General features: G+C 60.5%; 10 protein-coding genes and 1 pseudogene. 8 read left to right on the forward strand and 3 right to left on the reverse strand.

The genetic code is table 11. The annotated features are described in order from the left end of the window. Positions 1–404 precede the first annotated feature (404 nt). The 8 genes and pseudogenes from B6S01_RS12930 to B6S01_RS22130 all read left to right on the forward strand — a co-directional run bounded on the left by B6S01_RS12930 (position 405) and on the right by B6S01_RS22130 (position 8,611). Complete coding sequence (locus tag B6S01_RS12930; protein WP_037467010.1) at positions 405–1,100, forward strand: FadR/GntR family transcriptional regulator; 696 nt, start codon at positions 405–407, stop codon at positions 1,098–1,100. A gap of 8 nt (positions 1,101–1,108) precedes the next feature. Further along, on the forward strand, positions 1,109–2,038 hold the full coding sequence (locus B6S01_RS12935) for a Gfo/Idh/MocA family protein (protein WP_037467012.1): 930 nt from the start codon (positions 1,109–1,111) through the stop codon (positions 2,036–2,038). An 80-nt stretch (positions 2,039–2,118) separates the two neighbouring features. Continuing rightward, complete coding sequence (locus B6S01_RS12940; protein ID WP_037467062.1) at positions 2,119–3,915, forward strand: IlvD/Edd family dehydratase; 1,797 nt, start codon at positions 2,119–2,121, stop codon at positions 3,913–3,915. Beyond that, positions 3,915–4,765: pseudogene (locus tag B6S01_RS12945) on the forward strand (SMP-30/gluconolactonase/LRE family protein). Before B6S01_RS12940 ends, B6S01_RS12945 begins: the two are co-directional and overlap by 1 nt. A gap of 55 nt (positions 4,766–4,820) precedes the next feature. Next, positions 4,821–6,446 (forward strand): sodium/sugar symporter, encoded by a 1,626-nt coding sequence (locus B6S01_RS12950; RefSeq protein ID WP_037467015.1) that lies wholly within the window; start codon positions 4,821–4,823, stop codon positions 6,444–6,446. A gap of 3 nt (positions 6,447–6,449) precedes the next feature. Continuing rightward, a complete protein-coding gene (locus B6S01_RS12955; RefSeq protein ID WP_037467018.1) occupies positions 6,450–7,307 on the forward strand; it encodes a 2-dehydro-3-deoxygalactonokinase in 858 nt (285 codons plus the stop codon). Then, positions 7,304–7,933: a 2-dehydro-3-deoxy-6-phosphogalactonate aldolase gene (locus tag B6S01_RS12960; protein ID WP_037467021.1), complete on the forward strand. Its 630-nt coding sequence runs from the start codon at positions 7,304–7,306 to the stop codon at positions 7,931–7,933. The genes B6S01_RS12955 and B6S01_RS12960 overlap by 4 nt, the downstream gene beginning before the upstream one ends. Before the next feature lie 246 nt (positions 7,934–8,179). Beyond that, the gene (locus B6S01_RS22130) at positions 8,180–8,611 is read left to right on the forward strand and encodes an autoinducer binding domain-containing protein (RefSeq protein WP_407695233.1); all 432 of its coding nucleotides are present in this window, start codon (positions 8,180–8,182) and stop codon (positions 8,609–8,611) included. 87 nt (positions 8,612–8,698) lie between these two features. On the opposite strand, the gene bglX is transcribed toward B6S01_RS22130, so the two are convergent. The 3 genes from bglX to B6S01_RS21625 all read right to left on the reverse strand — a co-directional run bounded on the left by bglX (position 8,699) and on the right by B6S01_RS21625 (position 13,645). Further along, complete coding sequence (gene bglX, locus B6S01_RS12970) at positions 8,699–10,942, reverse strand: beta-glucosidase BglX (RefSeq protein ID WP_322788865.1); 2,244 nt, start codon at positions 10,940–10,942, stop codon at positions 8,699–8,701. 433 nt (positions 10,943–11,375) lie between these two features. Further along, positions 11,376–12,602 carry an alpha-L-rhamnosidase-related protein gene (locus tag B6S01_RS12975; RefSeq protein ID WP_234810792.1) on the reverse strand — a complete coding sequence of 409 codons (1,227 nt, stop codon included), beginning with the start codon at positions 12,600–12,602 and terminating at the stop codon, positions 11,376–11,378. Continuing rightward, positions 12,491–13,645: a hypothetical protein gene (locus B6S01_RS21625; RefSeq protein WP_234810766.1), complete on the reverse strand. Its 1,155-nt coding sequence runs from the start codon at positions 13,643–13,645 to the stop codon at positions 12,491–12,493. The genes B6S01_RS12975 and B6S01_RS21625 overlap by 112 nt, the downstream gene beginning before the upstream one ends. Positions 13,646–13,694: the final 49 nt, after the last annotated feature.

Here is a 13,694-nt window from a genome sequence, read left to right on the forward strand (position 1 = left end):
ACTCGCCGGCCGTGAGCGCACGCAAGGGCGCGCTCACGTGCGGGGATAGAGAGTGCAGTGTTCGGCAAATCGCGCACGAAGGTAAGAGGGATAGGTATTCAATGATTGACGCGGTTGGTCATTTGAGGTCGGACTTGAAGAGGGTGAGCCAAATCCATCCCTCTTCCATCCACTCCAGCGCTACCGCGAATTGAACCTGCTCCACCGCCACCAGGCCTGCTAGGCAGCACGCTCGCACCTCGCTTCGCTTCCTCGGCGATAATAGGGAGCCGATACCCCTCAATGTCAGGCTCAGGGAAAAGGCGGGCGAGGGTTTTTCTGCGACTTGGTGACTATATCCTATTAATATGATATGCGGTTATGCGACCTTCTGAAAAGTGGGCCTCAACCAACCAAGGTGAAATGTGCAGGAATTTGGGCGTAATCTAACTTATGGGCTTCAAAACGCATTGGGACGGGCGATCGTTTCGGGAGATTATGCGGATCGTCCCTTTCCTAGTGAAGCGGATCTGACAAAGGAGCATGGCGTCAGCCGATCCGTGACGCGCGAGGCGGTCAAGATGTTGGCGGCCAAGGGGCTGGTCGGTGCACGTCCCAAGCAGGGCACCTTTGTCTTGCCCGAAGAATCGTGGAGCCTGTTCGACCCCGATGTTCTCCGCTGGCTGCTTGATCGAAAGCTGTCCTATGACCTCCTCCGGCACTTTACAGAGTTGCGTATTGCAGTCGAGCCGCAGGCAGCAGCTCTAGCTGCCGTGCGTGCATCGCCGCAGCAAATTACTGCGATCAGCGATGGGCTCGATCGCATGAGTGCTGCGGAAAAAGGAGAAGACGACACACTCGACGCCGACATCGCATTTCACGTCGCGATTTTGCGGGCGTCCAACAATCCCTTCTTCGCGCAGTTTCGAGATGTGGTCGCGACGGCCCTGCGAACGTCCATCCGCTTTACCAATCGCCTGGCTGGCCGGTCGGCGAACATCGCTGAGCACGCCATGGTTCATGACGCCATCAAGGCGCGCGAGCCGACGCGTGCCAGCGCTGCGATGACCAAGCTGATCAACGATGTCCTCCTCCTGATCGATCAACCAGCAGGAAAATGAGAAACTGAATGAGCATCCCCATCGCCCTCGTCGGTGTCGGCAAGATTGCGTGCGATCAGCACATGCCTACCATCGCCGCATCTGCGCACTTTCATCTGGCTGGCGCGGTTTCCTCGCATGCGAGCGATTTGAGCGTTCCAGTTCGCGGTGACCTGACGTCGCTCAAGTCGGCTGTCCCTGACCTGGCCGCAATCGCCGTCTGTACGCCCCCCGTGGATAGGCTCCGCTTGTTAAAGGAGGCGTTTTCGCTGGGCCTTCATGTCCTGATGGAAAAGCCGCCCGCCAAAACGTTGGCCGAGGCCGAGATGTTTGCGCCAGCGGCGCGCAACGCTGGCAGGACATTGTTGCAGAGCTGGCATTCACGTTGCGCCGCTGCGGTCGAGCCGATGCGCCGGTGGCTTGTCGGGCAGACCGTCCGTCATGTGACAATTAATTGGCTGGAGGATGTGCGGGTCTGGCATCCGGGCCAGGAGTGGATATGGAGCCCAGGTGTTGGCGTCTTCGATCCGGGGATTAACGCATTGTCGATCCTGACCGAGATCCTCCCGTCGGATTTGTCCGTGAGGGAAAGTCTCCTCTCGATTCCTGCCAATCGCTCTGCGCCCATCGCCGCCAGCCTGATGATAGAGGCGTCGGCGGGCCATGATGTCTCGGTTCAATTTTCCTTTGATCAGCGGGGGCCACAAAGCTGGACCATCGACATTGAGACCGCGACGGAACGGGCGACCCTGCTCGACGGTGGCTCTCACTGGGCGATCGGCGGGGTTGAGCAGCCCCTGGAGGATGACCGCCCGGAATATGCGCGGCTCTACGATCAATTTGCCGATCTCATCGCCAATGGCGAGAGCGACGTTGATCTGCGACCTTTCCGGCTGGTGGCGGACGCATTTTTTCTCGGTGAGACAAAGCAGGCGCCCAACTTTCTATGGGACAGTTGAGTAGCCCAATGGCGCTTGTCATATTAATAATATACTTATAGACCGCACATCGGTTGATGATGGCGAATAAGGAAGACGCGATGGCCGAGGAGGGTGGGAGAAAGTTGCGTTCTCAGGCATGGTTCGACAATCCTGCCAACCCTGACATGACGGCTCTCTATATCGAGCGCTATCTCAACTATGGGTATGGGCTGGAAGAGTTGCAGTCGGGTCGGCCGGTCATCGGCATCGCCCAATCGGGGAGCGACCTTGTCCCCTGCAATCGCCATCATCTGGTGCTCGCACAGCGTGTCAGGGACGGTATCCGGGATGCGGGCGGCATCCCGATCGAGTTCCCGACGCATCCCTTGCAGGAGACGGGCAAGCGCCCCACGGCGGGTCTGGACCGGAACCTTGCCTATATCGGGCTGGTGGAATTGCTCTACGGCTACCCGCTGGACGGGGTGGTGCTCACGATCGGGTGTGACAAGACCACACCATCGGCGCTGATGGCGGCGGCAACCGTCAACATTCCGGCCATCGCCTTATCGGTGGGGCCGATGCTCAACGGCTGGTACGAGGGCAAACGGACGGGATCTGGCACTATCGTCTGGAAAGCGAGAGAGATGCTCGCTGCCGGTGAAATCGATTATGCCGGGTTCATCAAGCTGGTGGCATCCTCGGCGCCTTCGACCGGGTATTGCAACACCATGGGCACGGCAACGACCATGAATTCGCTGGCGGAGGCGCTGGGCATGTCGCTGCCGGGGTCCGCAGCGATTCCCGCACCATATCGTGATCGACAGGAAGCGGCCTATGAAACGGGCAAGCAGATTGTGGAAATGGTCGCGACCGATCGTAAGCCGTCCGACATATTGACCCGGTCGGCCTTCTTGAACGCCGTCAAGGTGAACTCCGCCATCGGAGGATCGACGAACGCGCCCATCCACCTCAACGCCATCGCGCGCCATGTCGGAGTGGAACTCACGCTCTCCGATTGGACGCGCGAAGGGGCGGACGTGCCCTTGCTGGTCAATCTGCAACCTGCGGGCGAATATCTGGGTGAGGACTATTATCGGGCGGGCGGTGTTCCAGCCGTTATGGGTGAGCTGTACCGCGCAGGCCTGCTCGATGGCGAAGCGGTCTGCTGCAACGGACGGAGCGTGGCCGACAATGTGGGTCATGTCCCGATCTTGGACGAGGCAGTCATCCGTCCTTTCTCCCGCCCACTGAAGCTCGCCGCCGGACTGACCGTCCTGTCTGGCAATCTGTTCGACGGGGCCGTCATGAAGCTGTCCGTTATTTCGGACGAGTTTCGTGAGCGCTATCTCAGTGACCCTGCCGATCCGGACGCCTTCGAGGCGAAGGTGGTCGTGTTCGACGGGCCGGAGGATTATCATCACCGGATCGATGATCCCGCCCTGGGTATTGACGAGCGGACAGTGCTGGTGATCCGCGGGACTGGTCCTGTCGGCTATCCGGGTGGTGCCGAAGTCGTCAACATGCGGCCACCGGCGGCGTTGATCCGTGCGGGCGTCCATGCGCTGCCCTGTATCGGCGATGGACGGCAATCCGGGACGAGCGGCAGTCCGTCGATACTCAACGCCGCGCCGGAAGCCGCCGTCGGTGGTGGTTTGGCGCTGGTCAGAACCGGCGATCGCATTCGGGTGGATGTTGGCAGGCGGCGGGTGAACTTGCTGGTCTCAGATGCCGAACTGGTTGAGCGGCGTGCGAGTCTGGGTGGCTCCGGCGGCTACGATTATCCCGAGGCGCAGACACCGTGGCAGGAGATCCAGCGCCAGCTCGTGGGTCAGTTCGATACCGGAGCGGTGCTGGAGCCTGCGGTGAAATATCAACGCATCGCGCAGGAGCGGGGATTGCCCCGGGATAGCCACTGATGCAGGATGTGAAGATCATTGCCAGACCGGCGACCGACCGGCTCGGCGAAGGACCGCTCTGGTCCGTCAGGGAGCAGGCGCTTTATTGGGTCGATATCCTCAGTCAGCGCCTCCACTGTCTTCACCCTTCCACCGGCACGCTTCGTCACTGGGATATGCCTGAGCCGATCGGTTGGGTGATCGAGCGAGGCCAGGGCGGCCTCATGGCGGGATTGAAAAGCGGTATTTACCACCTGTCGCTGGAGCCGTTTGTGCTGAAACCGGCGCTAGCACTGGAGCCGGGCAGGGTGGCCAATCGGATGAACGATGCCAAGGCCGATTTTGCCGGCCGCATTTGGGCAGGCACCATGCCGATGAGCTGCGACGTCCCCGCCGGTTCCTTGTACCGTGTCGAACCCGATCTGAGCTTCGCTTGCGTGGATACCGGCTATTGTGTTGCCAATGGACCCGCCATTTCGCCGGATGGACGATCGCTGTTCCATACCGACAGCGTTCTCGGGAACGTCTATCATTTCCCGCTGCATGGCGACGGCAGCCTAGGGAAGAGAGAGTTGTTCCTCCACTTTCCGAAGGATTGGGGATCGCCTGATGGCATGACCTTCGATGCTGAGGGGGGGTGTGGATCGCTCACTGGGGCGGATCGCGCATCAGCCGGTTCCTAGCGGATGGAACGCTGGACCGCAGCATTTCCCTACCAGCAAGCCAGATCACAAGTTGTGCTTTTGGCGGGTCGTCGCTCGATCGTTTGTATGTCACCTCCGCGTCTGAGGGACTTGACGCGGATGGTGGGCAGTTGTTCGAGGTTGACTGCGGTTTTCGGGGCATGGCTGCCAGCTTGTTTGCGGGCTGAACCAAAGCGACAGAGTTTAGAGGATGATGCCGGTTCGCAGGGCTGAGAGGGGATAATGAAACTTTCCACGATCGATTTGATTGTAGTTATTGCTTACGCGATCGGCATCTTCGGTCTAGCGCAATGGGTGTCACGTGATAAATCCGGGCACCAGAAGGATAGCTCCGACTATTTCCTCGCTTCCAAGTCGCTGCCCTGGTGGGCCATCGGCGCATCGCTGATTGCTGCGAATATCTCGGCCGAGCAAATCGTTGGCGCATCGGGTTCCGGATATGCGCTCGGCCTTGGCATTGCCTCATACGAATGGATGGCGGCGCTGACGCTGTTGATCGTGGGCAAATTCTTCCTGCCGATCTTCCTCCGCAACGAAATCTACACCATGCCGCAGTTTTTGGAGCAGCGATATGGGCCGTCGGTCCGCACATTGATGGCGATCTTCTGGCTGGCGCTCTATATCTTCGTCAATCTGACGTCGATCATCTGGCTCGGTTCGCTCGCTGTCACGCAGGTCGCGGGCGTCGATCAGACTGTTGCGCTTGCTGGCCTCGGTATCTTTGCGCTGGTGTATCAGCTGCGCGGCGGTCTCAAGGCCGTTGCGCTTACCGACATCGTCCAGGTGACATTGCTTGTTCTAGGCGGCCTGACCGTGTCCTATCTTGCGCTGTCGGAAATCGGCGGAGCTGACGGCGCGATCGCCGGTTTTGCCGAGCTTACGCGGCGCGCTCCCGAGAAGTTCGACATGATCCTCTCGCCCGACAATCCCTTCTATAAGGACCTCCCTGGCATTTCCGTGCTGATCGGCGGCATGTGGATCGCCAACCTGTCCTATTGGGGCTTCAACCAATATATCATCCAGCGAGCGCTGGCGGCGAAGTCGCTGCCGGAAGCGCAGCGCGGCATCGTATTTGCCGCCTATCTGAAGTTATTGATGCCGTTGGTCATCGTCCTGCCGGGTATTGCCGCGGTTGTCCTCGCGCCGGGCCTGGAGCGGCCTGATCAAGCCTATCCCACGATGATGAGGCTGCTGCCGCCGGGCCTGCTCGGTCTCGTATTCGCGGCATTGATTGCGGCGATCATCGCTTCGACTGCGTCCAAGATCAATTCCATCGCAACCATCTTCACGCTTGATCTCTATGCCAAGATGAAGGGGCTGCCGTCCGCTGTAGAAGATGGCAACGCAACGGGAGCGGAGCATCGCCTAGTTCTGGTGGGCCGCATCGCCGCAAGCGTCGCGATCGGACTGGCCATTCTCACCGCCCGTCCACTGTTGGGTGATTCGGAGCAGGCGTTTCAGTTTATCCAGGAATTTTCCGGCTTCTTCACGCCCGGCATCACGGTCATCTTCCTCCTTGGCCTCTTCTGGAAGCGCGCGAGCGAAGCGGGAGCCATCATGGCTGCTTTGTCATCGGTCGTTCTGTCGACCATCTTCTGGTTCGACTGGAATTCGGTTGGTTTGGGCTTCCTGGCCCCGTTGAACGCGGTGCCATTCATGGACCGGATGATGATCGTTTTCTTCCTGGCGCTGGCGCTTGCTGTTTTTGTGTCGCTGGCCCGCCCGGCAGGGCCGGAAGCGAACCGGATTGCCACTGGCGACGTGTCTTATGCCACGTCCAATGCGTTCAACCTGGCTGGGGTCGGGGTGGTTCTTATTCTGATCGCCCTCTATGCGACCTGGTGGTAAGCGGTGACGAACGAATTCATCGCTGTTGATTGGGGTACGACCAACCGCCGGGCCTATCTCATTGCTAATGGAGCCGTTCTAGCGAGCGAAGCCGCCGGTCCCGGCGTCAAGTCCATGCCGCAGGGTGCATATGAGGTCGAGGTCGCGGGCATTCGCCAGCGGCTGGGAGAGTTGCCCATGCTGCTGGTCGGCATGGTGGGGTCCACCATAGGCTGGCGCGAAGCTCCCTATATCGATGCACCGGCCTCCATCGCAAGGCTTGCAACCCATCTGTGCCGGATCGACGGCTGCACTGCCATCGTGCCGGGCGTTGCCGATCGGAATCGCCCCGACGTTATGCGGGGGGAGGAAGTGCAGATGCTGGGTGCGGTTGCCGCCGGTCTCGTCCCGCCGGATGCCATTTTGTGTCAGCCAGGCACGCATTGCAAATGGGCTACGCTGCAGGATGGCGCGATCAGCCGCTTCACGACCACCATGACTGGCGAGATATTCGCCCTGTTGAAAGACCACAGTCTGTTGGGGCCTCAGCTGGCTTATCCTGTAATGGACGACGATGCCTTTGCGGAGGGCGTGGCGGCTGTGGGCGAAGATCTGCTGGCAGCTTTGTTTAGAATCCGCGCGGCGAGTGTGCTTGGTCAGCGGAAAGACATAGCCGCGGCCAGCTTCGCAAGCGGTCTGCTGATCGGCAGCGACGTTGCGGCGCGTCAGGTCGCGGGCCGGACAGTCCACCTCCTTGCTGACCCTGTTCTTGGCCAATTATATGCCCGGGCCATCACAATTGTGGGAGGGCAGGCCAATTTCATCGACAGCAAGTCGGTATTCGTCGCGGGTGCGGCGGCCATACAAGGATTTACCCGATGACGCACTTGGACAAGTTCAATGCCGCCTTTACCGCTTGCCCGCTGATCGCGATTCTGCGCGGCGTGAAACCCGATGAGGTGGTTGCCATAGGTGAAGCGCTGGTCGCATCCGGTATTACCATTATTGAGGTGCCGCTGAACTCGCCCGACCCGCTCGACAGCATTGCGGCACTTTCCACCTCATTGCAGGGACTGGCCGTTGTCGGCGCGGGTACGGTCTTGAGCGTTGAAGCCGTCGATGCCGTCGCCGCCGCTGGCGGCACATTGATGATCTCGCCTAACATGGAAGAAGAAGTGATTGCGCACGCGGCGGGCATGGGGCTGGTCGCAATCCCAGGAATCGGGACGGTGACGGAGGCGTTCAGGGCTCTGAACGCTGGCGCCGCTGCTCTGAAACTGTTTCCAGCGGAATCGTTCAGTCCCGAAGTCGTCAAGGCTATGCGCGCAGTTCTCCCGAGTGAAGCGAAGGTTTTGCCGGTTGGCGGGATCACGCCGGAGACGATGGCTCAATGGACTGCAGCCGGGGCGAATGGGTTTGGAATGGGATCGGCCTTGTATAAGCCAGGGCTATCTGCGGCAGACGTGAGAAGCAAAGCGATGAGGTTTGTTTCAATGTTACGCCTGTAACCACTTCATCGTTGAAGATGCCAGTTAGAGTATTTCGGCCGCTGCGGCGACGCGCGAGAGGCGGATATCAGACCCGCGCAATAAGGAAGGCGATACGCGAGTTCCGCGGGTTGCGAATGCCCTTGCGATCGAGAGACGGTGCAAGCCATGGGTCGATTGCGACTTGTGGAAAGTTTCGCTGGCGCTCTTCTAGGCGCCGACGATCAGTCGCGGCTGCAATGTGAACTGGAGCAGGCAGCAGCCGAGATGGGCTTCGACTATTATGCCCTTGCCCATCATGTCGACCTCCGAACGACAGGTGCCGAGCCCGTCCTCCTCCATAACTGCCCTGAAAGTTGGGCCGATCTCTACCAGGAGGAGGAACTTGGGCCGATTGATCCGGTGCGGCGGATGAGCGTTCATGGAAGCCCTGTCCCGCCTTGGTGGGGAGGACTGATTCTGCTTGGGCGACAAGGACCTGCTCCGCATGTTCAGGGCCGCTCGCGATCGCACACAGACGATCTTGATCTGTTAAGCCCCGCGCACTTCAGGCGTTGGGACCCGATCTGGTCCTCGTCCGGTGGAGACGCGGATGTTCCTGCCTTCGCAGGAAACAAGGTTCCGTATGAAAGCCTGACCAGCCGCGTGGCGCGGCTCCATTTCAAGGTGCCAGGGGAGCGCGACACCGGATTTCTTTAGCAGCGGTCGCCGCTCCTGGTGGAAACGGCGACGGTGGGCCACTTCATTTTGCTTCGGCGTTGACGATAAAATCGCTGTCCGGGCAAGTCATGGCTGGCGTGACGAGATCCTGAACTTGCCTGTGAAAGCCGCATCTGAATCTCCTCCGACCGCCACATCAATTTCGCTTTCGTCGATCACCCAGGTACGGCTGACAGCGTTCCAATAACGGAGTTCGGGATCGCCCAGCACAAAGCGCAGTGTCCGTTTTTCACCGGGCTTCAAGGTCACACGCTGAAACCCCTTTAGTTCGCGCACCGGCCGGGCCGCCGTTCCCGATCTTTGATGGATATAAAGTTGAGCGACTTCATCAGCCGTTCGCTTGCCGCCGTTGCTGAGGTCCACCGACACCACGACCGAGCCGCCGGGGACGAAGTCAGGCTTATCCACCTTCAGGTTCGTGTATGAAAAGCTGGAATAGCTCAAGCCATGGCCGAAAGGATAGACGGGCTTGTTGGACTCGTTCCAGTAGCGCTTGTCGGCGTTTATCGGGTCCATCGAGGTCAGCCGGGAATATATCATCGGTATCTGCCCCGCATTGCGCGGCCAGGTGAACGGCAACTTGCCTCCAGGAACCGCATCGCCAAACAGGAGGTTGGCGGTGGCCGGACCCGCGGCGGACCCGGGATACCAGATATCCAGAATGGCCTGAGCCTTACTGTCCTTCATGTCGAGCGGCCGCGCGTTCATCAGGAGAACGACAACAGGCTTCCCGGTCGCAACGACCGCGTTGAGCAGATCGATCTGGCGGCCCGGCAGGTCGAGCGATGATTTGGAAGCAACCTCACCGACCATGTCCTGGCCTTCGCCAAGCACGAGCACGGCCACGTCCGCGGCGCGCGCAGCATCTGCCGCTTGCGCGATACCGGCGTCATCATCGATGGTGGCAAATCCTTCCCGCGCATTTCCAACCACGCTGACGAAGGGCGAAGGCCTCAGCCTCGGGGGCAGGTTCACGCCCATCGAATAGGTAACGCGGGCGCGACTGCCCGCCTTTTCCTTTATGCCTGCGAGGATGCTGCTCATCTTGGGCTTGTTCTGTTTGAATACCCATGGCCCGAGGGCGTCGCCGGGTGAATCGGCGAGCGGCCCGATCACCGCGATCGACTTCAGCTTGCTGAGGTTCAGCGGCAGGAGATCACCGTCATTTTTCAGCAGCACCGCAGAGCGTTCCGCGGCTATTCTCGCAGCAACAAGATGCTCGGGGTTTTCAGCCGCCTCAGTGGCCTTCTCCTCGTCGACATAGGGCTTGTCGAACAAGCCCATGCGATACTTGGCCTCAAGAACACGCTGCACGGAGGCATCGAGCTGCTGGCTGCTAATCTCGTTTTTACCAAGGGCGGAAACAAGGCTCGGAAAGGCGGGGTCGCTGGTGGCCATCTCCATATCGACGCCCGCATCCAGCGCCCGCACCGCGGCGCTGGGGAGATCCGGCGTCAGGCCATGCTTTTGCAGGTCCTTGACGGCATTGTTGTCACTGACGACAAATCCCCTGAAGCCCCATTCCTTGCGCAGGACATCCGTAAGGAGCCAGCGATTTCCCGAGGCAGGCACGCCGTTCAATCCCATATAGGCGCTCATGACATTGCCGGCGCCCGCATCGACTGCGGCCTTGAACGGCGGCAAGTAGACGTTCCACAATTCCGAGTCGGAAAGATTGACTTCATCATAGTCGCGTCCACCCAGCGACGCGCCGTAGCCGGCAAAATGCTTCACGCCGGAAATGACGCGTCCGGGCGTGCCGATCGCCGGCCCCTGGAAGCCTCGCACTTGCGCCGCTGCCATGGCGCTGCCGAGGTAGGGATCCTCGCCCGCGCCTTCCACGATACGCCCCCAGCGGGGATCCCGGGCGATGTCTGCATTAGGCGCGAAGGTCCAATGGATACCGATTGCGCGCGCTTCGAATGCGGCGATCGCCTGGCTATGCTCCACCATTTGAGGGTCCCACGACGCCGCCGCCGCGATTGGAACGGGAAAGATGGTGGTGAGGCCGTGAATGACGTCGAAACCGAACATCAATGGAATCTTGAGCCTGGAGCGCTCCAGGGCGATCTTCTGTAGCCGATTGACTTCCGCGGGGTCCGTGACGAACAGGACGTTGCCGATGGTTCCGTTCTCGATCCCGCTTTCCAGTTTCTTCTGGAATACCGGATAAGGAAGGGAGAACAGGTTGGTAAGCTGCCCTGCCTTCTCTTCGGGTGTCATCTGTCGTATCAGCGCGTCGATCCGGGCGCGCGCCTTGGCATCCAGCGGCCGTATCTGAACTGCGGCAGAATCAGCGGATGCGGACAGAGGCTGGGCCGCGGCGGGCGCAAGGCTGCAAACCGGTGCAAGGAGCAGACTGGCCGTGGATGCCAGCTTCAGACTGAATGGGATTCTATTACCCTTTGCCATAAGATTCCTCGATTGCTGCTGTGTCACGGCTTGAGCCTTATCCGAGTTGAAGGTCAAATTTTTTGGGGTCGCCAGCCGCTCAACCTCTGAAATCGACCGGGTGGCGGCTGTGGCTGAGCGACCTATTATGAGAAATCCGGGCTCTGCTCGCCGCATCGAACGGCAGGACGAGCCGTGTATCCTCAATTCACCTTCATCAAGCTGGTAAATGCGGCCGTAGCCGCCTGAGCGGAAAAATGCGGTCGCTCTTAAAGGGTTAACTCACGATTACCGCCAATTTCAACACCTAACCCGCGGAACCACAATCAAAGTAGGCGAATCGTCCTCAGCTTCAGCGCACCGGCAGAGTCAGACGCGTCCTTATGCGAGAAAGCGGATAGCTTTTACCGCGCCACTCGAATGTGCCGGGCAAGGCCGCAGGCCGGGTGACTTCGGCCACCAGATGATCACCCTTCACCTGATAGCGGACGCTGACTGGTCCCGCGGGTGTCGCTGCGGTTGCGTTCACCTTTTTCAGATAGCCGAGCGCTGGGGCGACTCGCACCGACTTGTAGCCTGCCGCTCCGGGACCAACTCCGGCGACGATGCCCAGCAGGTCGGCGGTGGGATGCGCGCTCCACGCATGCGTGTCCGATCGCGTGTCGCCCCGCTCTTCAGGCCAGGTCGTGTAATTGAGCTTGAGCAGTTCGCGCCAGGTATCAAGCAGTGACAGATATCGATCCGCCGCGCCTGCGTGGACGAACGCCTGAACAAGATACCAGGCGAAATAGTAGCTGGTCGTCGCCATTCCCTCCGGCGCGTCGATGCCCTTGCCGGGTTCGACGATCCGATCGAGTATTTCAAGCGCCTCCTGCGGCGTCGCGACATCGTAGAGAACTGCCAGCGCGTTCATATGCTGGCTGAACAGGTCGCCATCAGGATTGTCGGCATAGAGACCTCGGGCAGGCACCCAGCAGCGGGTACGGATGGCCCGCTTCAGTACCTCGGCTTTCGCATGATCAGCCGTGGCCAGAGCCTTGTCTCCGAACGCCTCCTCTATCCGCTCCCCTTGCTGCAGCGCGCCTAGCCAAAGGACGCTCATCAGGCAGCTTTCGTTAGTCTTGCCGTAGGAGGGAAACTGGGTGCGATCATTGGCGGGCTGGCCGACCCAGTCGATGAAATTCCATTGCGGGTTCCTTCGAAGGAGACCGCTCGGCTGCTGCCAAGGCTTGAACCAGTCGATCACCTCACGCATCCGTCCCAGGTGCCGGGTGATCGGCGCGGGGTCCGGCTGCTGCATGCGCCAATCGTCCAGCATCCCGACCCAAAGCAGTGCAAAGGGCGCGATGACATTGGGCGATCGCTGGGGATAGGCGCCGCCCATCAGGCCGCCGTCGACGTTGGAACTGGCAAAGGCGTCGATCGCTTGTGCCGCAAGCCGCGCGTCCCCGGACACGGCGTAGGAGATCAGCATCTGCAACCGGGTGTCGCCCGTATATTGCAGCTGTTCCCAATAGGCCGTGTCCATGTAGGTTTCGTGCGCATCGATGCGCGCGGTCCGCCAGCCGATGTCGAAAATCCGCGTGAGCGCCGGGTCGTCGCTGGTAAAACGGCCTGTCTGCTGGAATGGATAGCCCGTTTCAAAGGCGCGCATGCCCCGCAGGACCAGCGGCTGCCCCTTGGTCTCGACCGCGATTTCGGCATAGCGCCAGGTCCGCCACCACAGGGGGCGAAGGTGCGCTCCTGTCCATCGGGCAGAAACGTATCATGGACGCCGAAAATCTTGCGATCCTCGATCAGATTGCGATCGCCCTTCTTGAGATCGGCATCGTTCAGCGCCTCGGACCAGGTCAGCTTGACCGTCGCACCCGCCCCGCCGGAAACGTCGAGTTGCGGATAGGCAGACACCATCGCGTCGCGTTGCAGGAGCAACTTGACCTTGCTGTTCGCGGGGACGACCAGGCTGCGGCCGGGAAAGCGGGTCGCGCCGCGCAGATCGCCGCGCACAATCTTGCCAGGCGATACTGGCACATAGCTTTGCTGCGGCAATGGATCGTCGACCAAAGTGCGCCGCGCAGCCTCCGGGGCAGACACCGCATCGACCCAGCCCGGGCCAATCTCCACGGGTCCGGCCCAGTCGAAGTCCGCCTTGGAAGCATCGATGATTTCCGACGGACCCGCGACGTAGAACCACTTCTTCAATTGAGCATAGCCATTCTCGAAACCATGCCCCTCGTCCCGCCGGACGCGCCAGCCGCCAAGACGTGTCGACAAGATCGCCGCATCGCCCTTGCCTTCGATGTGGAGGCCCGTTGCAACGCTTTGCTGGAAATTGGGCGCAGTCTGCTTCATCAGTGCCGCGCCTTCCGCCATGCGGATCTGCCAGACCTTGGGATTCGCTGGAAGCTTCAACGGCTGGACACCGTTCCAAACCACCGCTGCCACAATATTATGCCCGCGTCTCAGGAAGGGGGCGAGGTCGATCGTTTCGACACGCCAGTGGGCGATGTCGCCCGTCGATGGGCCGGCTGCAACGCGGACACCATTGACGTACAGTACAAAGCGGTTGTCGGCGGTCACACGGACCAAGTAAGCGCGGGGCTTGCGCGCCAGATCGACCATTTTCCTGAAGTGCAGCACAACCGGATTTGCTTCAGGCGCGGCCGCCGGG

The organism is Sphingobium herbicidovorans, from assembly GCF_002080435.1.
In the GTDB taxonomy this organism is placed as follows: domain Bacteria; phylum Pseudomonadota; class Alphaproteobacteria; order Sphingomonadales; family Sphingomonadaceae; genus Sphingobium; species Sphingobium herbicidovorans.